The 23,695-nt window shown below is 60.7% G+C and carries 19 protein-coding genes; 6 read left to right on the top strand and 13 right to left on the bottom strand.

The features are described 5' to 3' along the window. Positions 1-7 precede the first annotated feature (7 nt). The 3 genes from FFV09_RS15275 to FFV09_RS15265 all read left to right on the top strand — a co-directional run bounded on the left by FFV09_RS15275 (position 8) and on the right by FFV09_RS15265 (position 3,017). On the top strand, positions 8-787 hold the full coding sequence (locus tag FFV09_RS15275; protein ID WP_141450488.1) for a Cof-type HAD-IIB family hydrolase: 780 nt from the start codon (positions 8-10) through the stop codon (positions 785-787). Positions 788-835: 48 nt separating this feature from the next. After that, positions 836-1,615 carry a Cof-type HAD-IIB family hydrolase gene (locus tag FFV09_RS15270; protein WP_141448628.1) on the top strand — a complete coding sequence of 260 codons (780 nt, stop codon included), beginning with the start codon at positions 836-838 and terminating at the stop codon, positions 1,613-1,615. A 904-nt stretch (positions 1,616-2,519) separates the two neighbouring features. Then, on the top strand, positions 2,520-3,017 hold the full coding sequence (locus FFV09_RS15265) for a hypothetical protein (protein WP_141448627.1): 498 nt from the start codon (positions 2,520-2,522) through the stop codon (positions 3,015-3,017). 252 nt (positions 3,018-3,269) lie between these two features. Here the strand turns inward: FFV09_RS15265 and FFV09_RS15260 are convergent, their stop codons facing one another. The 3 genes from FFV09_RS15260 to FFV09_RS15250 all read right to left on the bottom strand — a co-directional run bounded on the left by FFV09_RS15260 (position 3,270) and on the right by FFV09_RS15250 (position 5,029). Then, on the bottom strand, positions 3,270-3,782 hold the full coding sequence (locus FFV09_RS15260) for a hypothetical protein (protein WP_141448626.1): 513 nt from the start codon (positions 3,780-3,782) through the stop codon (positions 3,270-3,272). 47 nt (positions 3,783-3,829) lie between these two features. Beyond that, positions 3,830-4,444: an SLOG family protein gene (locus tag FFV09_RS15255; RefSeq protein ID WP_141448625.1), complete on the bottom strand. Its 615-nt coding sequence runs from the start codon at positions 4,442-4,444 to the stop codon at positions 3,830-3,832. A gap of 99 nt (positions 4,445-4,543) precedes the next feature. Next, complete coding sequence (locus FFV09_RS15250; protein ID WP_141448624.1) at positions 4,544-5,029, bottom strand: LURP-one-related family protein; 486 nt, start codon at positions 5,027-5,029, stop codon at positions 4,544-4,546. A gap of 219 nt (positions 5,030-5,248) precedes the next feature. On the opposite strand from FFV09_RS15250, the gene FFV09_RS23990 reads away from it, so the two are divergent. The 3 genes from FFV09_RS23990 to FFV09_RS15235 all read left to right on the top strand — a co-directional run bounded on the left by FFV09_RS23990 (position 5,249) and on the right by FFV09_RS15235 (position 7,451). Next, positions 5,249-6,070: a stalk domain-containing protein gene (locus tag FFV09_RS23990; protein ID WP_212635442.1), complete on the top strand. Its 822-nt coding sequence runs from the start codon at positions 5,249-5,251 to the stop codon at positions 6,068-6,070. A 228-nt stretch (positions 6,071-6,298) separates the two neighbouring features. Continuing rightward, positions 6,299-6,697 (top strand): winged helix-turn-helix transcriptional regulator, encoded by a 399-nt coding sequence (locus FFV09_RS15240; protein ID WP_141448623.1) that lies wholly within the window; start codon positions 6,299-6,301, stop codon positions 6,695-6,697. Between the two features lie 199 nt (positions 6,698-6,896). Further along, positions 6,897-7,451 carry an NAD(P)H-dependent oxidoreductase gene (locus FFV09_RS15235; RefSeq protein WP_141448622.1) on the top strand — a complete coding sequence of 185 codons (555 nt, stop codon included), beginning with the start codon at positions 6,897-6,899 and terminating at the stop codon, positions 7,449-7,451. 16 nt (positions 7,452-7,467) lie between these two features. On the opposite strand, the gene FFV09_RS15230 is transcribed toward FFV09_RS15235, so the two are convergent. The 10 genes from FFV09_RS15230 to FFV09_RS15185 form a co-directional block, all read right to left on the bottom strand. Next, the gene (locus FFV09_RS15230) at positions 7,468-7,950 is read right to left on the bottom strand and encodes a hypothetical protein (RefSeq protein ID WP_141448621.1); all 483 of its coding nucleotides are present in this window, start codon (positions 7,948-7,950) and stop codon (positions 7,468-7,470) included. A 101-nt stretch (positions 7,951-8,051) separates the two neighbouring features. Further along, positions 8,052-9,689 (bottom strand): glycosyl hydrolase, encoded by a 1,638-nt coding sequence (locus tag FFV09_RS15225; protein WP_141448620.1) that lies wholly within the window; start codon positions 9,687-9,689, stop codon positions 8,052-8,054. 120 nt (positions 9,690-9,809) lie between these two features. Beyond that, positions 9,810-11,513 carry a methyl-accepting chemotaxis protein gene (locus FFV09_RS15220; protein WP_141448619.1) on the bottom strand — a complete coding sequence of 568 codons (1,704 nt, stop codon included), beginning with the start codon at positions 11,511-11,513 and terminating at the stop codon, positions 9,810-9,812. Positions 11,514-11,686: 173 nt separating this feature from the next. After that, positions 11,687-12,550 carry a MetQ/NlpA family ABC transporter substrate-binding protein gene (locus FFV09_RS15215; protein WP_141448618.1) on the bottom strand — a complete coding sequence of 288 codons (864 nt, stop codon included), beginning with the start codon at positions 12,548-12,550 and terminating at the stop codon, positions 11,687-11,689. 69 nt (positions 12,551-12,619) lie between these two features. Beyond that, on the bottom strand, positions 12,620-13,297 hold the full coding sequence (locus FFV09_RS15210; protein ID WP_170315046.1) for a methionine ABC transporter permease: 678 nt from the start codon (positions 13,295-13,297) through the stop codon (positions 12,620-12,622). Further along, complete coding sequence (locus FFV09_RS15205; protein ID WP_141448617.1) at positions 13,294-14,055, bottom strand: methionine ABC transporter ATP-binding protein; 762 nt, start codon at positions 14,053-14,055, stop codon at positions 13,294-13,296. Before FFV09_RS15205 ends, FFV09_RS15210 begins: the two co-directional genes overlap by 4 nt. Before the next feature lie 224 nt (positions 14,056-14,279). Next, positions 14,280-14,774 (bottom strand): hypothetical protein, encoded by a 495-nt coding sequence (locus tag FFV09_RS15200; protein WP_141448616.1) that lies wholly within the window; start codon positions 14,772-14,774, stop codon positions 14,280-14,282. Between the two features lie 167 nt (positions 14,775-14,941). Next, positions 14,942-16,399 carry an N-acetylmuramoyl-L-alanine amidase family protein gene (locus FFV09_RS15195; protein ID WP_141448615.1) on the bottom strand — a complete coding sequence of 486 codons (1,458 nt, stop codon included), beginning with the start codon at positions 16,397-16,399 and terminating at the stop codon, positions 14,942-14,944. A gap of 195 nt (positions 16,400-16,594) precedes the next feature. Beyond that, the gene (locus FFV09_RS15190) at positions 16,595-18,304 is read right to left on the bottom strand and encodes an alpha-keto acid decarboxylase family protein (protein ID WP_141448614.1); all 1,710 of its coding nucleotides are present in this window, start codon (positions 18,302-18,304) and stop codon (positions 16,595-16,597) included. Between the two features lie 230 nt (positions 18,305-18,534). Then, entirely contained in the window at positions 18,535-23,667 is a 5,133-nt protein-coding gene (locus tag FFV09_RS15185) for a DUF4132 domain-containing protein (protein WP_141448613.1), read from the bottom strand. Positions 23,668-23,695: the final 28 nt, after the last annotated feature.

The raw sequence follows: 23,695 nt of genomic DNA, 5'->3' as shown, positions 1-23,695 counted from the left end.
GAAACGCATCATGGAGAGAAGCATCATCTTTTTCGACCTGGACGGAACGCTGCTGAACGACGACAAACAGATCAACGACTCGACCCGCGAAGCGATCACCGCGCTCAAAGAGCAGGGGCACATCGTCGCGATCGCCACGGGACGCGCGCCTTTCTTTTTCGATCATATCCGGGAAGAACTGAATATCGACACCTATGTCAGCTATAACGGCTCTTATGTCGTGCTGGAAGGCCAGGTCCTGTTCACCAACCCGCTGAACGAGCCATCCCTGCAGACGCTGACCGACCTCGCTCTGAAGAACGAGCACGCCATCGTCTACATGGATCACGAAGACATGCGCGCCAACGTACCCGACAGCGAACGCGTGCTGGAGAGTATGGGCACGCTCAACGTGGGCATGATGCCGACGCACGATCCGCTGTATTACAAAGGCCGCTTTATCTACCAATCGCTGCTGTTCTGCGCCGAAGGCGAGGAAAAAGCGTACGAGGAGCAGCTCGAAGCGTTCGATTTCGTTCGCTGGCATCCGTTCTCGGTGGACGTTCTTCCGGCCGGCGGCAGCAAGTTCAAAGGCATCGGCAAAATCACCGACAAGCTCGGCATACCGCTGGAGCGCCAATACGCTTTCGGCGACGCGCTCAACGACCTGCAGATGCTCCGGGGCATTCCGAACAGCGTCGCGATGGGCAGCGGCCTGCAGGAAGCCAAAGACGCCGCCAAATGGGTCACGACTTCGAACAACGAAGACGGCATCGCCCACGGCCTCAAGCTGGCGGGTCTGCTGTAACGGAACGCCCGAAGCGCTATCCATCCCCACAAGAATCGGAGGTACACCATGGAACCAAGCATTATCTTTTTCGATATTGACGGCACGCTCGTGGACGAACGCAAGCAAGTTCCCCCGTCCGCCAAGGAAGCGGTGCTCGAACTGAAACGCCGGGGCCATATCGTCGCGATCGCGACCGGACGCCCGCAATTCATGTTCAAGGAAATCCGCGAAGAACTCGGCATCGACACCTACGTCAGCTACAGCGGGCAGTACGTCGTGCTGAACGGCCAGGTGCTGTACACGAACCCGATCGACACGCGCGCCGTAGAGCAGATGACGGAGATCGCCCTGAAGCACAACCATCCGGTCATCCTGATCGACGACGAACAGATGACGGCGACCGTGCCGGACGACGAATTCGTCGCGCAGGGCTTCGGCATGATGCTCAACTACATTTCGCTGTCGACGCCGGACCCGCACTTTTACAAGGAGCGGTTCGTCTATCAGGCTTCGCTGTTTTGCAGCGAGGCGGACGAAGCGCTGTACGACGCGATCTTCCCTTCCCTGTCTTTTATCCGCTGGAATCCGCTGTCGGCCGACGTGCTGCCCGCGGGCGGTAGCAAGCTCGAAGGCATTCGCAAAATCACGGACAAACTCGGCATCCCGCCCGAGCGCCAGTATGCGTTCGGTGACGCGCTGAACGACCTGGAGATGCTCGGCGGCATTCCGAACAGCGTCGCGATGGGCAACGGCCTGCCGGAAGTGAAAGCGGTCGCCAAGTGGATCACGAAGACGAACGAAGACGACGGCATCGCACACGGATTGAAAATGGTCGGCCTGCTGTAAAACAGGTCGGCTCCGCGGGCGGTGTCGGCTGCTGAGATCGAATCGCGGCGGCGGTGGCGTTATGCGGACAAACAGGACTCTGTTCACGTTAGGTGAACGGGGTTCTTTTTGGTGCATCCGCTCGCGCGGGGCGACGGGGCCTGCGCAGCAGGGCGAAGGGGCATGCGAAACAGAGCGACGGGGCAGGCGCAGCAGGGCGAAGGGGCAGGCGCAGCAGGGCGAAGGGGCCTGCGCAACAGAGCGACGGGGCAGGCGCGAGCGGATGCGCTTTTGCTGCGCGTTTTGGCGCCTTTGCTGCCGCTGTGACGCTACGCCGCCGTGCGATCGCTTGTCCGCCGAATGCCGCCGCTCCGCCCTTCCGCCCGACGAGATCTCTGCTCGGAGACGAGAGCTCAGCTCAGAGCGGAGAAATAACTGCCTGAGCACAACTAATTTCCCGTTTGACCGCTTCTTTTTCGAAATAAGTGCGATACGATCGTTATTTTGCCTAAAAAGAAGGTCAAGTCTCAAGAAGAGCCGAAATAAGTGTCGTGAGGACGTTATTTGTAAGGCGGGCTCGTCTGCGGGAAAATAAGTGTCGTCAGGACGTTATTTCGGAAAAAGAGCGCGGGGCAGGCTTTACCCCGGTGCAATTTTGATGCGGCCTGATGGGATGCGATGCAATAGGATTCAATGTGATGAGATGTGATCCTTTTTGATACGCCCTGATATGATGCCATTCTTTTTGATCCGATATGATTTTTTTAGATGCGTTCTGATGTGTTCTGGCATACTCTGACGCGTTCCGATTCTCCCGCCATCCATCCCGATCGGATCTCTTCGCGGTCCGCTTCGAATCGCCTCCGATTGCGTGTGCTATAATGAGAAACAGACTAATTCAATTTCCTGGAGGTTCAACCCGCATATGCTTACTTTTGAACAAAAAATCGCGATTCTGGATTCGTTTCCGGAACTGGAACGCAAAGACGTATCGCTCGGCCGGGTCAATTACCATTTTGAAGGCAGCGCGCACGAGAAAAAAACGGTCGGCTACCGCTTCCATCCGAACGGCAACGGCTACGTGTTCGCCGGGCTGATCGGCGGTTACGAGCCGGACGACAAAGGCTTCGTCAACGTCCGCGACTTCACGGAAGAACAGCTGCGCGAGATCATCGAAGCGTCGATCCGCTCGCTGGCTCCGGGCGCGGATTCCGCTGCCCGCAGCCCGAAGCCGGCCCAGGCGGCTGCGCTTCCGGCCGCTCCGGACGACGAGATCTGGACAGACGGCAGCGGACAGGAACTGATCCTGAAGCTGGAAGACGAGACCTATTTCATCTACTCGGGGGCCAGCCTGGAAATGGCGTTCGAGACGCTCGACGAAGCCAACGAGTATCTCGCCGAAGAAGGATTCTCGCGCAAGTAAGTACGCGCTCCGCCCGATCCACGGTGCTGCCTGGCGCAGCCGCCGCACCCAAAAACCGCCGCAGGCGCGTTCCGAGGAACGCCGCCTGCGGCGGTTTTCATATAGCCGTGTCTTGCCGGGATTCTACCGCCGTCCGGCTCTTTCCCGATCTCCCCGCTTCTTCCCGGGGAGTCCGTGCCTTCCGCGACCTTTCCCAGTCTTCCCGGACCTCCGCTTTCCGACCCTTCTCCCCTGACGCTCCTCCGCGTCCCGCTACGAAAATATCCTGCCGATCGCCGTCACCGCCGTCGTCCACGGCGAACGTTCGCGCAGAGCCGAGATGCCGTGAATGACGGCGACCCATTCGTATTCGCTGACGCCGCCGTTTTGGGTATCGTCTGTCTGGAGCCAGTATTCGTCGCTTTGGAGCCGGCGCCGCTTGAGATCGACAAAGGCGGCTTGGCCTGTGCCTTCGATCCGGTAGCCGCCGATGTCTTCCTCGATCAGATACGTGCCGCGTCCGCCGGCGTCGTATTCGAACCGCGTGTCGGAAAAAGCCGATTCCCGGCTCAGCGTGCCGGCGACTTCTTCTTTGGCGTTCCGGACCGTCCAGCGTTCGGACAATCGTTCCCGGTAGGTACGGTACAGCACGTAGTCGTCGCCGTCGAGTACGCAGAGGCCGTCCGCTCCTTTGAAGCGGTAATCGACCGATCCTTTGCGGCTGCCGCCGATCTGCCGGATGGTGCTTTTGCCGAACCTTTTTTTACCGCCAAAATACAGTTCCATGCCTGCCTCCCTTTCGATTCCCCGCCGCTGCGCCGCTTACGGCCCGCCTATGTCCAATCCGTGCCGATGCCCTGCGCGTCGTCCGGGTCCATGCCTTCGCCCTGCGCGTCGACCAGATCGGCCTGCATGTCTTCCGCGACCGACTGGATATCTTCGGGCGTGATCTGGATCAGCACATACCCTTCCTCGTCCCGCTTGCGGATCGCGTCTTCCCGGAAATAGCGCGGACTGCCCGGAGCGCCTTCGTCGTCGTACACGAGCAGCATGCCGTCGCTTTTGCGCAGCAGCAGCCCGTCCCGCGCCTTGAACTGCCACGGTCCGCTGTACGGCTCTTTGCTGACCAATCCGTAATAATCGACCTGCTTTTGCAGGTTCTGCCAGTATTCTTTTTTCTCGTCGCTCCACTTCTCGTCCATCCCCGCAAAAGCCGCCAGAATCGACAGCTTGAGCTGCGGGTAGTCTTGTTTCAATTCGATCACCGCTTCGCACGCCCACAGATCGACGCCGTATTGACCGGGAGTGAGAACCCATTCCAGCCCTTCCTCGATCAACGGAATCAGGCGCCGCTTGATCGCTTCGCGAATGAACGGAATGCCCGGATGCTTCTGGTTGAAAATGCCGAGTTCGTTCGCGCGGTAGCCGGTAACGAGCAAATTTTTCACGCTGGTACAGCCTCCCCGTAACCTTTTGCCTTCTATTTTACCATAAGCGCAAGGTCGTTTTCCCGTCTGCCCGCCAGCTGCGCCCGATCTGCCGCAATTCTAGGAGGACGAAGACTGCTGACGTTTGCGAATCGCGTTGACGCCCATGACGACCGCGACCAGTTCGTAATCGTCCAGCCGGGAACGGTTGCTCAGCACGTAGGCGTCGGTTCGCATCCAGCCGTTCGTTTTGGCAAAATTCGCGACTTCCGCGCCGTCTTGCGTAATCGAATAGTCTTTGGAAAAGTTCGGCGATTCGATCTCGTACACTCCACGCTCGCCGGCGTCGTATTCGAACTTTTTGCTGAGCAGCGTGAAGCGCGGACGCAGTTCGCCCTGCTCGTACTCTTGGGCGTCCAGCACGTTCCACCGGTTGAGCATCATACGAAATTTGCCGGTGTACCGCAGTTCGTTCTGCGGGCCGTAGATGTCCACAGCCGAGCCGAACGAGCTGCGAAGATCGAGCTGTCCGACCGCTTCGCCGGCTTCGTTCATGATGTCCACAGTTCCTGCGCTAAAAAATTTATCCGAAAAATACAAGTTCATCTCTGCGCCTCCTCGGTCTGTCCGGTTATATCTGCCCAAGCCTATTTACCCGTAAAAAGCCCCTGTCTCCCGCTTGGGTGCCAAACGACTCATTTGCTTGGCATCTTGTTTGAATACGGGAGTAACCCGGTTAATGGGTTCCAACCGACTTTACACCATGCGATACATCCTCCAGCTTTTTGTCGGTAAAAAAAGAACCGGAAGGATGAATAAAACGTTATGAAGAAAAAAGTTACGGCCGCTGTACTGACACTTGGATTGACGCTGAGCGCTTCCGCCGGCGTGTATGCAGGTTCGAACCTGCAGGAGATTCGCGCTTCGCTAAATAGCGGTCTCAGTCTGATCGTGAACGGAACAGCCTTTACCCCGACCGACGGAAATGGCAAAGCGCTTGCCCCTATCACCTATAAAGGCACGACGTATCTGCCGGTACGTTCGATCGGCGACGCGCTGGATACGTCCGTCACCTACGATGCGAAGAACAGCCGCGTCGTGATCGGCAGCACAGCGGCAACGCCGCCGACTACGACACCGGCACCTACGACGCCTCCACCTAAGACTCCGTCGACTACGACGCCTGCACCTACAACACCGTCGACTACGACGCCTGCACCTACGACACCGTCGACTACGACGCCTGCACCTACGACACCGTCGACTACGACACCTGCACCTACGACACCGTCGACTACGACGCCTGCACCGTCGACTACGTCCCAGCGTCCGCAGCATATCCCGGCCGATTTCCCTCTGCCGGCCGATGCCAAAATCTTCGACCTCGTCGAAGGCGTAGCCGGCGGCACGGGTACGCCTTCCGCGACGTTCCGCTACACGACGAAGCAGGATCTGCTGTCGCTCGGCAACCAATACAAGCAGTATTTCGTCCAAAAAGGCGCGACCAGCAAGTCCGAGCAGGTGAGCGCTTCGGCCTTCACTATCGTAAACGCGGGCAGCTCGTTCTCCGTTACGCTCGACGGCAAGCCTGGCACGGGCAACAACCAGGGCTTTAACGTGATCGACGTGGTCTGGAGCGGCAAATAAAGCGATTTTCGCTTGATTCGCGCCAAATTCCGATCGTCATTTGGTTAGCTGCTTAGCCTCAAAAAAAGCTTCGCTGCCCCGCAAAGGGGTGGCGAAGCTTTTTGGTGCGCGGTCGACTGCGGGCTATGCAGACGGCGCAGGCGCCTGCCTCCTCTCGCTTCCTTTTCCCGAATCATGCTATTCTAACCTAAAAGCCGCACAACGGGCAGCTGAAAGGAGCGAAAGCCGATGGAGCAGGAGCAGCCGCGCAAAAAGTACCGGGTCGGCGTCGAAGTGACGCTGGACGTGATCGGCGGAAAATGGAAAAGTCTTATTCTCTACCATCTGGTATCCGGCAAGAAAAGATTCAATGAACTCAGGCGCCTCATACCGGAGATCAGCCACAAGATGCTGGCCCAGCAGCTGCGGGAGCTTGAGCGGGACGGCGTGCTGCTGCGCTGCGATTACGAAGAAGTTCCGCCCAAAGTCGAATACGAATTAAGCGAATACGGAAGCGAATTCATCGGCGTGCTGGACTTTTTCTGCCACTGGGGCGAGGCCCATCTGGACCGGGTCTACGGGGACCGGCGCCTGATGCTCGAAGATCCGTTCGAACCGGAAGCCGACCTGCCGGACACCGCGGATTGACGGCCTTTGGGCGACCCGGGCGATTCGGCTGATTGGAGCGTTCGATGAGTGGAGCGTTCGCCGAGTGGAGCGGTTACCGAAAAGTGCGTACTTACGCAGATCTTCTCCGGCTTCTACAATGGGATCAAGAGGGATGCGAATCCACCCGTTCCGCCGGGATTCGCTCCCGCCCATTCGAACATCAGGAGGTCTGACCGATATGAAGAACACCTTGATCATTGCCGCCCATCCGACGTTGGCGTCTTCCCGCGTCAACCGCAAATGGCTGGAAGAAGCCGCGAAGCACCCCGAACAAGTTACGATCAGCTCCCTGCATGAAAAATACCCCGACGGCGTCATCGATATCGCTGCCGAGCAGGCACTGGTTGAAGCGCACGACCGGATCGTGCTGCAATTTCCGTTCTACTGGTTCAACTGCCCGCCGATGATCAAGCAGTGGCTGGACGAAGTGCTGCTGGAAGGCTGGGCTTACGGCAACGGCGTCGATCTGTTTCGCAGCAAAAGCATCGGTCTCGCCATTACCGCCGGAGGACGGGAAACCGATTACCGGCCGGGAGAAGCGTTCCGGTACGAGATCTCCGCGCTGCTGACTCCGTTCGAAGTGACGGCAGCCTATATCGAGGCGGCATACGAGACGCCTTTTGTATACTACGGCGTCAACTCGCGCACGAACGACGAAGAGATTCGGCGAAGCGCGGAACTGTACATGGACTATTTGCTGCAGCCGCGGGCCGTTTCCGTTCCGGCGGAGTAAAACGCTTTATGGCGTATCACTGCCCGTCGGTCAACAGCGCGCTGATTCCCATGACGACCGCGACCCACTCGTAAAGGTCGATTCGCGGGGAAGGCGCCCGCAGCACATACGCATGGGGACTAAACCACTTGTTCGTGTTGGCGAAAGAGGCGATCTCCTCGTCGTTTGCCGTGATCGAAAACTTTTCGAGCGAAAAAGGGGCCTGTATGCCGTATAACCCTCGCCGGCCCGCGTCGTATTCGAAAACCCGGCCGGCGAAGCTGAATTTCGATCGCAGTTCGCCCGCTTCTGCCCCGTTCGCGTCGTACACCATCCAGCGGCGGCGAAGATCGAACGTCTCCAGCTTGCCTGCGTAGAACAATTCGCCGGACCTGCCGTACACGTCGACCGAAGGGCTGAATACGCTTTTGAGATCCAGCCTGCCGATTTCCGTTCCGCTGTCGTCCATGATTTCCGTTACGCCGGTGCTTAGAAAATTGTCTTTAAAATACAGTTCCATGACGGCCTGGCCTCCTTTTGGGGTTCGCGGATCATATTGGCTCTCCTATTTTTACCCAAAAGCAAAAGACGGACTCCAAGGAGTCCGTCTTTGCGCGTATTTCACTGCACTTTCGTCTTCACCGACTGCGTCGTCACCCATTTGCCCTGCTTGTCGTAAGCCGCGACGTCGACAGTAATCGATTTGCCCCTGTATTTGGAAAAATCGAGCTCGGCCGTCCACGGAGGATTCGCAGCTGCGCCGACCTGCTTGCCGCCGATCTTGTAGACGACCCGGCCGAGCGTCGGCGACCACGTCTTGACGTAGCCGGACACGCTCAACTTGCGGGCCGGAACGGTCGCCGCGATCGGATTGTACGACAACGTCGTGTTCGCGCCGATCCCGCTGAGATAGAACGGATTCGCGATCGCTTTCCGGTACGCCGCCAGCATCTTGTCGTTGTTGGACAACCCGTAATATTTGACCCGGTCGGTCGTGCCCTGCGTGTCGACGTCGAACCAGAACGCCGCTTTGACTTTCGGGTATTTCATCGGCAGCGTCGCGTAGAGCTGCTGCGTCTGATAGACGGACCACTCGGTCACGTCGCGCATTTTCTCCGGGTACATGTACGAGACCGAACCTTCCGCGATCATGATCGGCTTCCGGTCGGCGTACCAGCCGTAGACCGCGTCCAGCTTGGCGATATGGCTGCTGCGGTCGATGCCCTGCTTCAGCGGGTCCGCGGACGGATTGTAGATCGAATAGAGGCTGACGCCGACCCAGTCGACGTACTTGTCGCCCGGATAATAACTGCGGAGATTGTCGATCGGATTGGCGCCGGGCGCCCATACCATCGCGACGCTGCCTGGCGCTTCTTCGTGGAAAACGTCCGCGACGAGCCGGAATTTCTCGATATACGTTTTGGGCGTGCTTTTCCACGGTGTCCAGTTGCCGTTCATCTCGTTCGCGAAACGCAGGAAGATCGGCACGCCGGAAGCCGCGGCGTCCCGGGCCAGCTGCCGCAAATACGCGTCATCCCGTACCTGTCCCATGCCCTGCAGCGGCTGTACGCCGAGTTCGATCGCCGTGCCGCTGCGCTTGGCCGCGTCGAGATGCGACCGGATCGTGGACAGCGGCGTGCCGTACGTGAAGTAGATCAAGTACCCCGCGTGCTTTTTGCCGGTAAATTTCGGATATTCGTTCGTATAGAATTTGCCGTTCGTCGCATGCACTTTCGGGTTCTGTTCCGCGTACGCGCCGAGCAGGATGCCGTTGGCCGGTTCGAGCGGAGCCAGACCGCGCTCGCGGCCCGCAAGCGCCGCTTCGGACAGCCCCGTTCCGTAATAGAGCTGCACCGAACTGCGCAGCGCATCCGCTTTGCGTTGGACGGCGATACTGTCCTGCACCAGATTCACCTTGGCATAATACGCCGATTCCAGATCCCAGCTGACGACGGCCCGGTCGTAGCGCTTGAGCTTCACGTAAGCTTCTCCCGCATTGCGGTACATCCGCCCGGCGTTGCCGTAATCGCGGCTGGCCGCCATCTCCCGGCCGGCCTGTTCGTATTTGGCGATCGCCTCGGCATACCGGCCCTGCTTGTCCAGCCGCATTGCTTCATTATAGACGTTCCAGACGCTGTAAGCGTGCGCCGTTTCGGGCCGCGCCGAAGCCGCCGTCCCCGTGATCAGCGCGGCCGCCAGCAGCAGGGCGCCCCCTTTTCCGAACCATTTGCCGGTCCCCCGAATCTCCAACCTGTTCATCCCCTTTATCTCTATGCGATCTCTCTGCGGCCTGCCGTTTCATGCTTTGTGCAGACCATCTTTTCCTATATCGGCCAAAAGACCCCTTCCTTGAAGGAAGAGGTCTTCTGCAAACTCGGTTTATAGCGTGAAGCGCGCAGCGAGCCGCTGAAGTTCATCGGCCATTTCCGACAGCGACGCCGCGCCTGCGGACATCTCCTGCATGGAAGCTGCCTGCTGCTCGGACACGGCCGAGACGTTCTGGATCTCTTCGGCGGTGTGCTCCATCCGGCTTCCGCCTTCCATGATGGAAGACGCGACCTTTTCGACGACCTGCACCATCTCGCCGGAAGCCTGCGCGGCCTGTTCGCTCTGGCGGCCTACCTGCTCGACCGTGCGGCGAATATCGCCGAACAGGTCGCCGGTCGCCCGAATCGCATCGCGTCCGGCAGAGACCTGCCCGGACGTTTGCGCGATGATCCGGCTGAGCTGCTGCGCGTCTTCGCGGACATTGTCGATCATGTCGATAATCTGCGAAGCCGACGCCGACGACTGCTCGGCCAATTTGCCGACTTCGCTTGCGACGACGGCAAAGCCTTTGCCGTGTTCGCCCGCGCGCGCCGCCTCGATCGAGGCGTTCAGCGCCAGCAGGTTGGTCTGCTTGGCGATATTCGTAATCAGCTTGACGATTTCGCCGATCTCCAGCGAACGCCGGTTAAGCGTGTCCACCGCCTCGGTCATGCCGTCCATGCCGACGACGGTCGCTTCCATCTGGCGCACGGCTTCGTGCACCACTTCGCCCCCCCGTTCGGAACTGCCGCTGGCCGTATGCGCCGATTCGGAAGTCTCCGACACGCGGTCACGGATGACGACGATCTTGTTCAGCATCTGCTGCATGAGTTCGCCGCCCGAACGCGAAGCGTTCAACTGCGACTCGCTCGTCTCGGCCATGCGCTGCATCGAATTCGCCGAATGTTCCGCGCCGTCCGCGCTTTCCTGCGCGACCGATTTGAACTCTTCGGCGGACGCGGAAAGCGCTCCGGCCGTCCGGCCCACTTCGAGCAGAATATCGCGCTGATTGCGGCCCATTTGCTGCAGCGAAGACGCCAACTGGCCGAGTTCGCCCTTCAGCCCGGTCGGCAGGTCGTCGATCTTGTCGAGTTCGCCGGCCGCCATATAATCGACCTGCCGGATCATCGAACCGAGCGGACGGGTAATGCTGCGCGAGATGAGCAGCGTCAGCAGCACGGCGAGCAGCACGGCGATGACGAGCGCCGAAACGGAAATGATCAGAATGCGGCCCGTGGCTTCGGTCTGCGCTTCGGCCGAAAGGTTCATCGCCGCCACTTTTTGGTCCAGCGTCCCGTGCAGCGCTTCCGTCATCTTCGTGACGAGCTCCTGCGTCTGACTTTGCAAAGCCGCGGCTTCGTCGTCGCGGTTCACTTCCGACAGATCCAAAATTTTCGTGACCGATTGTCCGTAACCGGCAGCGGCCTGCTGGAACTGCAAAGCGCCTTCGCGTTCTTCGTCCGAAGTCTGCTGCGCGGCGTACGCTTCGATTTGCTCGTTCATTTCGCGCATGGCCAGATCGATTCGTTCGCGGCTTCCGCCCATATCGGCATCGCTTGTCTCCAAAATGTTGCGCATCGTCAGCTGATCGATCGTCTTGAGGCGGTCATTGATCTCTTCAAGCATGACGACACTCGGAATATCGTGCGTTTTCAACTGCTCTGCCTGTTTCTGCAGCGTCTGTGTCCCCATATTGGTCAGACTGTTCAAGATAATGATCAATACAATCATCGTACCGAATCCACCGAATAACTTCTGCTTAATCGTAAGTTTCAACTGTCCGTCCTCTTCTCTGGTGTCTGTATAATTTACCTAAATTGAATTGCTCTCCATAGTATTTCGGCAGGCGGCTTGCTTTTGTTAAGGAAAATCCCATTTTTCGACAAAAAAAGACCAATCGGCGGCAGCCGATCGGTCCGACAGGTGTTGCGCTTGCCCGGCAGCGAGTCTTAGAACGCCGGATACGTGTCCGTGTACTCTTCTTCCAGAAACTTCACGACTTCCGGTCCGCGCATGCGCTCGGCGAGCTTCAGCAGCGCCGGATCGTTTTTGTTGTCTTCGCGCGCCATCAGCGTGATCGCGAACGCCTCCATGTCTTTTTCGACGATCAGGGCGTCTTTCTTCGCCGACAATCCGAGCGGTTTGGCGTAAGCCGGATACATCGTAACGAGGTCGGCGTCGTCCATCATGCGGTTGAGCGTGAGCAGGTCGACTTCTTTGAACTCCAGGTTTTTCGGATTCGAAGTGATATCCTGCAGGCCCGCCTTGATGCCCGCGCCTTCCTTGAGTTCGATCAGGTCGTTCTGTTCGAGCAGCAGCAGCGAGTGCGCGATGTTCGGCGGATCGTTCGGGATGACGACGATCGCGCCGTCCGGCAGTTCTTCGATCGATTTGTGCTTGCTGGAATAGCCCGCGTACAGCGCGTTATACACCGGCTGGATCGGCACGATCTTGCTGCCCCGGGCTTCGTTGTAAGCTTCGGCATAAGGAACGTGCTGGAAAAAGTTCGCGTCGACTTCCTTGTTCGCCAGCGCGTCGTTCGGTTGGATATTGTCGGACATCTCCACGATCTCCAGGTTGATGCCGTCTTCGACGAGCAGCGGCTTGACGAGCAGCAGGATCGCGTCCATCGGAGCCGGCAGCGAAGCGACTTTGATCGTCGTCATCTCCGTGCTCTTCTTCTCTTCCGGTGCGGCGGCGCCCGAAGCGTCCGAAGCGCTGCCGGACGTGTTGGACGAAGTCGAAGCGCTTTGGCCGCAGCCGGCCAGAACGAGCAGCAGCGCGGTCAGAATCAAAATCAGGGACTTTTTCATGGTAAGGGTATACCTCCGTTTATTTGGATAAAATAAGATGGTTCCAAGAGTGCCCGACCGTCCTTGTCCTTACCTTTTGTCGATCTTGCGCGACAGCGTGCTGCCGGCCACCTGAACGATCTGGACGAGCAGGACCATCAGCACGATCATGCAGATCGTCACGTCCATCTCGAAGCGCTGGTACCCGTAGCGGATCGCGAAATCGCCTACGCCCCCGCCGCCGACGATGCCGACGACCGTCGAATACGAGATGAAGCTGACGATGGACGTCGTCAGGCCGAGCACGAGGCCCGAACGCGCTTCCACGTACAGAAACTTCCAGACGATCTCCAGCCGGGAAGCGCCCATCGAACGGGCCGCTTCCACGACACCGCGCGGCACTTCCACAAGCGCCTGCTCGACGAGGCGCGAATACCCGGCGATCGCCACGATCGCAAGCGGAATCGTCGCCGCCGTCGTCCCGATCGTCGTCCCGACGATCGCCCGCGTGATCGGAAACATGAACACGACCAGCAGCAGAAACGGGAAAGAGCGAATAACGTTCACGAGCGTATTCACGAACACGGACACGCTCCGGTTGGCCAGCATCTCGCCCGGCCGGGTCAAATAGATAAGCGTTCCAAGCGGAATGCCCAGAATTATAGCCGCGACGGTGGACATGCCGACCATGTAGAACGTCTGTCCGATCGCTTCCCAGATCTGCTCGTGATACTGCGCCCAGATCTCCATGATTCGATCGAGGCTCATGGCGTCTCCTCCTCGCGCACCGTGCCGAGAATTTGCTCCCGATACGTCAGCTTCGGACGAATGCCTTCGTCCGCGCGCTTGGGCAGCGCGAACGTATCGACGACTTCGCCCATCTCCATGACGGAGACGCTCGTGCAAATCTGCCTGACCACTTCCATCTCATGCGTCACGACGACGATCGTCACGCCGAGCGTCCGGTTGATATGCAGCAGGACGTTCAGCAGGTCTTCCGTCGTCTGCGGATCGAGCGCCGAAGTCGGCTCGTCGCACAGCAGCAGCCTGGGGCTGCTGGCCAGCGCCCGCGCAATACCGACGCGCTGTTTCTGGCCGCCGCTGAGCCGCGCCGGATACTGCCCGGCCTTGTCTTGCAGTCCGACGAATTCCAGCACTTCGCCGATCCGGCGCTCGCGGTCGCGCTTGGGCGTTCGCGCAAGTTCCAGCGCCGAAGCGACATTGCCGTGCACGGTGCGGTTATGCACCAGATTGAACTGCTGGAAAATCATCCCGATCGAGCGCCGCGCTTCCCGCAGCTCCCGTTCGCCCATAGCCGTCAGGTCGCGTCCTTCGAACAGCACCTTGCCCGTATCGGGCCGCTCCAGCAGGTTCATCAATCGCAGCAGCGTCGATTTGCCCGCGCCGCTCGTGCCGATGATCCCGTGGATGCCGCCCGTCTCGATCTCCATGCTGACCGGAAGGACGGCCCGAAACGTTTGTCCCTGTGCCGTGTACGTCTTGCTGACTTCCTGCAGGGATAGAATGGCCGATCCCTCCTTGTACCACTACTTTTTTGTTCTGTTATATTCTTTAATCGACTAAATTATAAGGTAATCGAAGCTCTGTGTCACCATTTTTAAAAAGAATTTTAATATTCTCTTTACAATCGGCGCAGCGGCGGGCATGCTTGTTTGCGCAAGAAAGGGATCCCCGCTGCCGCAAAAACGTTTCGATCGTTTCTTTACCCGAAAACCGATTTTTTGCGACGCTACATACGCCGCCTCGGACGCTGCGCGAGCAGGACCGCCCGAAGCAGCAGGCCCGACGCGGCGCCGTACAGCAGATGCGCCGCCAGCCACCAGGCCCACGCCGGCAGGCTGTCGATCGGCGGCGTGCCTCCGGCAGACAGCAGCGTCGTCGGATAGAGCAGCAGCCCGACGACGCCGCCGATCAGCGCCGTAACGCCGATCATCGACGCCGTGGACGGCATGCGGCGATCCGCTCTTTTTTGCCAAATCCACCCCAAAATCAGGCACAGCGCGGCGGAAATGAACAGATGTATGACGAATTCCGTTACCTCGGTCAACCGAAATTGTTTGAGTACCGGCACATAGTCCGCGTTCAGCAGCAGGCGGTAGACACGGTGTCCGCTCAAGTCCTGCGCCGCTTTGAGCGTCAAGCCGAGCAGCGTGCCGGAAGCCAGGCCGGCTGCCGCAAAAGCAAGCAGAAACGCGGCCGATCGTTTGGGGTTCAAGCCGTTCATGCGTATCCTCCATCCTCTCCGTGGGCCGCTTGTGGCGGTCAGCCGCCGCGGTCTCTATTCTTTATAACCCGGGAAGCGGACATCGGATCACAAAAAGGGACGGCCGTTTCCGGCCGTCCCTTCACATGCGCTTCCGTCCTGCCGCTGCCGGCCACCCGAGAGTCTGCTTACAAGCCCAGATACTCGGTAATGCCGCGGGCGATCGCTTCCGCCACGCGGTCCTGCCAGACCGGATCGGTAATCTTGTCGACGTCGCCTCCGACATACAGGAAGCCGGTCTCGACCAGCGCCGTCGGCATGCTCGATTCGCGGTCCACATGCAGATTCTGGTACTTCGCCTTGCGGTCCGGCAGGCCGGTCGCGACGATCACGTATTTGTGAATCGTCTCGGCCAGCTTTTTGCTCTCCGGCTTCGTGTACAGCGTCTCGGTGCCGCTCGTCGGCTTCGTCCCTTTGGGCATGCTGTTCGCATGGATCGAGACCATGACGTCGGCGTCGACGCTTTCCGCGATATCGACCCGACCCTGCAGCGAGACGTCGGTATCGTCGCTGCGCGTCATGATGACGTCGAGGCCGTCCACCCGCTTGAGCAGCGCTTCGACTTTGAGCGCCATGCCCATATTGACTTCTTTTTCCGTGAGCGTCGGTCCTCCGCTGTAGATCGCGCCCGTCGCTTTGCCGCCGTGTCCGGCATCGATCACGACGACTTTCTTCCCGTCGTCGCCGATGCCCGGCGTCGAAGGCCCGCTCGGCTTGTTCAGATCGATAAAGATCAGGCTGCCTTCGCGGTACACTTCGTAGCCTTTGGCTTTGTTGAGATCAATGACGATCCGGACCCGCATCGGCGAATCGTCGTTGAGCGCGAAGCGGATTCCGGTCACGTCCGGCGAGCCGGATGCCGCGATCTGCCCCTGCTGGCCGATCAGCAGACCTTGTCCTTCCGCGAACAGCGGACTGAACGAAGTGTTCGGCAGATCGACGACGATCCGGTTCGGCGAAGCGATTGCGGACACTTTCGGTTCCGCGCTTCCGCTCACGCCGATCATAACCCGGTTCTCGCTGAAGCTGATCTGCTCGACCGACGACGAAGCCTGCGGGGTGCCTCCCGGAAGAGGCTTCGGCGGATCGACGTCGTCGTTCGGCCCCGATTGGTTCGGCGCTTCGAGCGGAGGCGGCGATTGCAAAAAGACCGTCTGCGCGCGGTTATCCCATTTGACCGTCAGTCCCATCTTCGTACCGACCAGGCGCAGCGGCACGTACGTCGTATTGCCCTGCGAAAAAGGAGCCTGTTCGAGCATGATCGTGCCTTCCGGCGCGATCGCCGCCGTGCTGCCGAGCGTAAGCGTGAGCTTGTCGCCCGGACTGCCTACGGTCACCTGCCGGCTGGCCGAATTCCAACCGACCGGATACCCGAGTTCTTCCGAGATGACCCGGATCGGAACCATTGTCGTGCCTTTCACGGTCAGTACGTCTCGGGCCCCGGTCACTTCCCTGTCATTCAGGACGATCTTCGTGCTTGAAGCCGCTTGAACGACCTGAATCGACAGGAAAAACACCGCCGCCAAAGCAAGCACCGTCGCGATCCACCTTTTTGCGTATCCCGTACGCCGAACTTTTGCCATCATCCTTTTTCCACCCCGTACCCTCTCCTTGTCGTTGAAATATTGAAAGCGCCAATCGGCTCATCACAGGTATAGACGCCTGCGCGGCGCGCAAAGTTTCCGTTTCGAGCTTTTTTTGTCAAAAACAAAAAAGAGTCCGGCGTTTCCCGAAGGAAACGCGGACTCCCGTGCAGATCCGGCCGGGAAACGGACCCCGGTTCAGCTCTCCTGCTTCTCCATCTCTTCGCCCAACCGGAGCAGGTAATCCGGCGCGTCCATGCCGTCGGATACCATCATCTCGATCAGGCACAGCTTGTCGCCGCGCTGCATTTCCGCTTCGCGGAACGCCCGCGCCAGCTCGCCGATCGTCCGGACGCGCTGCGCGTAAGCCCCGCCGCCGAACGCTTCGACCAGCTTGACGTAATCCCAGCCCGGAATCTCGTTGTACGTCTGTTCTTCGACCGGCACCCGGAAATTCAGCACCTTCTCGATCGTGTAGCCGCCGTTGTTGAGCACGAACACGATCGGCTTGCAGCCGTGATCCATCATCGTGCTCAGTTCCTGTACGGTCAGCTGCAGCGAACCGTCGCCGGTAAACAGCAGCACCCGGCGTTTGGGCGCCGCCACGCACGCGCCGAGCGCGGCCGGCGTCGCGTAGCCGATACTCTGCCAGCCGCCCTGCCCGATATAGGTCGCGCCCTGCGGCAGCTTGGTCTGCGACAAGCCGTAGGCAAACGTGCCGGTCTCGGCCACGATGACGTCTCCCGGCTGGAGCAGCCGCTGAATGAGCGGATAATAGTCGTCGGCCCGAAGCGGCTTGCTGCCGTCAAGCTGCGTGCCGCTGTTGTACGGATGTTCGGCCGCGGGAACCGGCAGCGCCGCCGTCAGTCCGAGCGCCGCAAGCTCGCGCAGCATGTCCGCGCCGAGCACGTCGGCATATTCCTGTCCGCCGATCACGACGGATTCCGGCTGGATCACGATCATCTTCTTCGGATTCAGCTCCGCCGTTCCGCCGCCCGTATTCGTATCCGAAGGCACGTAACCGGCCACGATCAGGCAGTCCGCGTTCTCCACGACTTCGCGTACTTTCTCGCTTCCGAGCGTTCCGCCGTACATGCCGATATGGTTCGGATGGCTTTCGTCGAAGCCGCCTTTGCCCATGATCGTCGACGCGGCCGGAATCTGCATAACCTCCGCGAGTTCCCGCACGAGCGGTTCCCATTTCCAGCTTTTCACTTTGGCGTCGCTCAGCAGCACGACCCGCTCCGAAGACTTGAGCAGTTTGCGCGCCTGCCGCGAAGCCGACTTCAAGGAAGACTCGCTTGTCTTCGGCTGTTCGATCTTCGCCGCCTTGGTCGCGAGCGGCTGGTCCACGAGGTCGATCGCGACGGACAGATAGACCGGCTTCTTGGTCCGCTTCGCGATCTCGATCGCTTTCGGGATCTCGGCCATCGCGTTGGCCGGCGTCAGCACGGCCGTGTACGCGGAGATCGGCTCGTACATGCGGCGGAACGCGTCATAATCGCCGTCCATCAGCGTATGGTGCATCAGCTTGTGCTGCTTTTGCTTCTCCGATTTCGGCGAACCGACGATATGGATCACCGGCACGTTCTCGCTGTAAGCGCCGGCCAGCGCGTTGGTCGCGCTCAGCTCGCCGACGCCGAACGTCGTAATGAGCGCCGCGAGCCCTTTGATCCGGGCATAGCCGTCGGCCGCGTACCCTCCGTTCAATTCGTTGCGGGTCGGCACCGCCGTGATGCCTTCGCGGCTCTCCAGCGTGTCGAACAACGTGAAGTTGTAGTCGCCGGGCACGCCGAACACTTCGGTCACGCCTTCTTTTTTCAGACAGTCGAACAGATAGGTCCCGAGCGTCGCCCGACCTTCTCCCTGCGTGTTCGAGCGAATTTTTCCCATAATCGATTTAGCCATAACACACACACCCTTTCCGTGATCGCGCGGCCGCCCCGGTAGGTCTTGGACCGGCCGGTCGGCCTCTATCCTATGATTACCCCGTAAAAGACCCTACAGGTCAGTAATTTTAAAAATCGCCGAATCCGCCAGTTGACGCCGGGCGGATCGCGGGTGTTCGCCGGCCTATTTCATACGGCGTTTCATGCGGCGTGTGACGCGGCGTTCGGTGCGGCATCCATCCGCCGGGATCAGCCCTTGATCTGCTCCAAAATCTGCGGGTCTTTGATCTGCCCGTCTTCCGCCAGCAGCACGATCTTCGACAAAATCTCCGCCGTGCGCGGATCTTCGTCGAGGAACGGCAGGAAGAAGCGGCCGCGCTGCCCGGCATGGACCGGGATGATATTGAGGGCGCCCGTCGCCTGCTTGTAGGCGATGCCGCTGCCCAGATGCACGGCGTATTCGCCGAGCGTCCCGTCGATTCGGGCGTAGCTGCCGTCGATCCGTACGTTATTCTTGCCGAGCAGAAGCAGCGATTCGCGTACGATCGCGGTGCGCAGCTCGATCGTCGTCAGGCTCGCTTCCGGATCGACGCCGCCGACATGGGCGACGCTGACGACGAGGTCGGCATCGCGCATAATTTCGGAGAACAGCACCGGCGGCACGTCGGCGAGCGGAATCGGCCGGTGCGTGCGGCGGTCGCTGAACCGGATCGTTTCCAGCGCCGGCGCTTCGGTATCCGCCGGCGAGAACCAGTCGGCCATCGCGTACAGCGTCGCGATCATATTGCGGCTGTAATCGACGCGCTGCAGCCCTTCTTCGTAGCTGACCGTCCAGCCGCGGCCGCGCAGCAGCGCGACCGTCTTGCCCGGCTGCACCTGATGTCCCGCATAGCGGGACGAGAACGCGCCCGAAGCCCGCTCGTCCGCGTTCGGCAGATACAATTCGCGGAAGATCTGCTTGAACGGCTGGCGCTGCGCCTGCGCGCGGCCTGCCGGCCCGTTCTGGCCGCCCTTGCCGTCCTGCCCATCGCGCAGACCCCGCTCGATCAAGTCCCGCTGGAACAGCGGCCACTGCCCGCTGGCGTGCAGATCGACCGGATGCGCGAGCACCAGCGCCGCTTCGCCGTCAAGCGGCAGGTTCCCGCCGCCGGCAATATCGAGCAGCGACGAATCGTCGGCCCGGAAATAGCCGACCCGGGGAAGTTCCGGCGATGTCTCCTCCAGACGGAACACAAGCGTGTCCAGCAGCGGCGACACGACCGGATTGCCGTGCAGCTTGAGCAGCTCGGACACGGAGAACGCGGCCGCCGTCTCCATGGAACGTTCCAGCTCGCGCACGAAGCGGCGATGCTGCTCGGTCAGGTCGGCCTTGATCTCTTTGAGCCGAACGACCCCCTCGTCCTTGTTCAGCCGGGACGGGATCGACTTGAGCGCTTTGCCGCCCTTCTCCACTTCGATCTCCGGCAGGCCCCGTTCGTCGATGACCAGCTTCATGCGCACGTCGCCGACTTCGGTCGGCTGCATATGGACGCGCAGATCGTCCATCTTGCCCGCTTCCATGTCCCACTGGAGGCGGATCGCATCCGCGTAACCCGCGCTGCGGGCCAGGTTGCCGAGCGCGATCTGGCCCGCAGCGCTTTCGCTGGCCCGCCGCTGGGCGCCGAACTGCCGGCTCTCTAGCAGGAACTTCCGGATATAGTCGTAGCGTTCGCGCAGATCTTTCTCCTTGCTGCGCGCAAGCGGGATCAGGCTGTAGGCGAGCAGTTGGTCTTTGCCGCGCTTGGCCGCGACCTGCGCGCGGACTTCGCCGAGCTTCAGCCTGCCGAGCACCGCGTCCGCGAACAGCTGCGAGCGGCGATGGTTGGAACCGCCCGAGATGTATTTGGCGCAGTCGTACAGCAGCTTGAAGCGTTCGGCGCCGAGCGCTTTGTACGCTTCTTCGAACCATTTGACGTCGAACGCGCCGTCGTTGAACTCCTGCGGCGTAATCGGCGAATAATGCGCGACGATCGTTTCTTTTTCCGCGGAGAAGCTCTCGTTGATATGGGCGTGGAAATACCACGCGGCGCTGCGCAGTCCCGGCCAGTCCAGATGCTCCGCCACGATCTCGATCCACTGCGGCGCGTACATGGACGCTTCGAGCAGCCGCCGCTCCGACAGACCGGTGCCCTGAAGTTTGACGGCAAGCGCGGCCGCGTCGTCGCCTTCCGCCGGATAGCAGTTTTTCAGCAGGGCGCTGAGCGATTCTTTTTTGGTCAGATTGTCGCCGTATCCGTAGATGTAGCCGCGCACGAACGTCTCGCCGCCGAGACTGACGAGAATGCGCAGCAGGACGTCCACGCCTTCGATCCGCTGCAGGGCGGACGTATAGGAAGTCGCTTCGGTCGCCAGATCGCCGCGCGCAAGCTCGATGTCGAGCAGCCGGTCGACGATTGTGCGCAGGATGCCCTGCAGCGCTTCGCTTCGCGTAAGCTCCTCCGGCGGATTCGACGTCAAAGTGCGCAGCAGATACGGGGCCTCTTCGCCGAGCAGCTGCTTGTAGATCTCGTTGTCGCCGAGCACGCCGAGCGTGTGCGCCTTGAACAGCAGGCGGATATCGAGCGACGACCCGCGCTGGCCGTTGAACGATCGGCGCGCCTTGTCATAGCGGTAGCCCAGCGAGATGCAGCGCTTGAACGAAGCGTCGTCGTACGCGCGCCGGCGCAGCAGGGCGTTCCAGTCCTGAGCCAGCACGAGCCAGATCGGACGGTCTTCTTCCGGCGCGTCTCCCGGGAATTGTGCAAACAGCCGTTCCAGCGCCGAAGCCGCCGCATCGAAAGAGATTTCGGGTGCGCTGTCTTCGAAAAAGGCACCCAGCAGCATGGCGACCGCCGCGGCGTAGCGGCAGTCTTCGAGCACCTGCCATCCCGCTCTCAACGACTCCAGCGGATACAATCCCTGCACGTATTCTTCGCGCCAATCCGCGAGCAGCGGCATGCGCTGCATTTTCTGATAATCGTAGTAAGGCGCGAATTCGCCGTAATGATCGCCGACCTTGCCGGACAGCCGCTTCGTGCTGGCTATCAGGTACAGCCCGAACAGCTCTTCGGGCCCGAAGCCGCTCTCTTGTACGTACTTCCGCCATTCGTCGGCCAGCGGATACCGGTCAAGCGCGGATTCCCGCTTGTAATCCGGTTCCAGCGCCGCGTTGTAAGAGCCGATCGCCCCGTAGGAAAACGGACGGAATTCCGCGCCGAGCAGCAGCTTTTCGGTGGCGCCCGCGTAATGCTCCACTTCGTATTCCGTATCGCGCAGCGTATGGATCAATTCGTCCAGGCCGCGGATAAACGCGCCGGCCCGTTCGGGATCGAGCGAGAAGAGGCGGTCGAAGTCGGCCTGCGGGCCGGACGCCTCCAGCAGCCACGGCTCGATCGCTTCGGGATCGCAGAGCCCGAAGCCTTTGGCGGCGGCCTGCTCGCTTCGCTGCGGCGCGTCCAGCTTTTGCAGCAGCTGCGACTCTTTGGGCGTCGGCTCCGCGACTTGCTGCGCGAGCGGCAGCAGCGCTTCGTAATCGCCGGCCCGCTCCGGGTCGGCCGACAGTTCGGTCAGCAGCTCCAGGCCCGCCAGGCGCTGCAGCTCCGCTTTGGCGCCGAGCAGCCGGTTCAGCGCGCTGGCCAGCGCTTCGCGCGGCTGGCCCAGCAGCAGGGCGATCGCGCTCTGGCGCAGCGAGCCGGTCTTGAGCTTCAGCATGCTCTCGACGCGCCGCAGCTCGTCGTCGCTCAGCTGGAGCATGACGGCCCGCTTGAGCGCCGTCTCGCGGTTGCGGATGTTTTTGTCCGCCAGCGTATCGAAGATGAACGCGCGCTGCTCCGCCGAATCCGGCCGCGTCAGGAAAAACTTCAACAAATCGTGGCGGCTGTCCGCGCTCATGGAACCGGACAGCCCGATCAGGCGTCCCACCCATTCGGGGTCCATGTCGTAGGCGGCCAGATACATCATTTTGCGCAGCACGTCGGCCGGCTCGTACGTATACGACAAAAATTCGAGCGCGCCGGAAATGCCGGTCACCGGCTTGGCAGGCCCGTCCCCGAGCAGCGAAGCGAACGCTTCGAACTGCCTGCGGCGCTCTGCCTTGTCGCTCAATTCCGGCGCTTCCCGCAGGTCCAGCTTGCTCGGCCCGCCTTCCAGCCACGGCATCGGCGGCCCGTCTTCGTCGGGCATCCCCCATTGTACGGCATATTCGTATGTATAATTGACGAGCATCCAGTGCAGCAGCTCCGGGTCGCGTTCGCCGCCGTGCAGAAGTTCGACCGCGGAAGCGTGCTTGAGCTCCGAGCGCTGGCTCATGGACAGGACGTATTGAGCCGCCACTTTGCGGTAATGCACGCTTCCGGCCATAATCCCGCGCACCTGCTCCGGCAGCTCCGCTTCCTCGATCCACGCCTGCGCGAACAGCGAAGCGTAGACTTCCTGCGCGTTGTCCGATTCGAGCCAGCCGGCTCGCGTCTTCGGATCGGACAGCGCCGCATGGAGCCGTTCCAGCATCTTCGCGGCGACCCGCGAATCGGACGCTTCGAACGGCAGCCCGGTCCAGACGCCCGCGGCGCGGACGACGGACGCGTAACGGACGAAGCCCTGGTCCAGAATCAGCTTCAGCAAATAGGAAAAAGCTTCCGGCGTCCCGAAGTCCATACTCTCCACGATCGACTGCCGCAGCCCTTCCTGCAGCCTCGCCGCGACGAGCAGGTCGCCGACCAACCCGTGCATGTCCGGCCGATGGCTCATCAGCATGCCGGCCAGCATCTCGCGGCTCAGCAGAGCCGTCTGGTTCTCGCCGAGCACGATGTCGCGCAGCGCCGATTCGACGCCGGCCTCGCGTTCGTCGAGCTTCTGCGCGATCAGGTCGGGCAGCGACTGGCTAATCCGGTAAAAAGACCGCGTGCGCCCGTTCGAGTTCGAATAGTCGCGCTGCGTCAGATAAAGATCCAGCGAAAAGTCCGACGCCTCCATCCACAGATGCCCGACGAGGTTCGTCAGGACGCGCGTCAGATGGGCCGACAGGTCCGCCGTACGGAACGGCCGCCGCATATAGCCGCTTGAATACGGATAATCGGCCGCCTGCTGCGCCATCCGCCGGACCCGCTGCGCGGCGGGTTCTCCCGCCAGCGCGGACATGACCTCTTCCAGCGGCCGCAGCAGGCTTCCCTTGTCGCCCTGCGCCCGCTCCAGAAGCAGCCGGCGCATATTCCGCACGCTCTCCTGATGTTCGCTCACGTAACCTTCTTCGACGATTTCGCACAGGCAGGCCGCGAGCTCGGCGTCCGGCCCGGCGAGCCGTCCCGCCGTTTTTTTGAACGTTTCAAAATACTGTTCTTCCTGCCGAAACTGCTCTTCTTCGTTCATGATTGGTGCCTCCTCGATCGGGTTGATG

It is taken from the genome of Saccharibacillus brassicae, assembly GCF_006542275.1.
GTDB lineage: Bacteria > Bacillota > Bacilli > Paenibacillales > Paenibacillaceae > Saccharibacillus > Saccharibacillus brassicae.
This window is presented reverse-complemented; position numbering and strand designations above follow the sequence as displayed.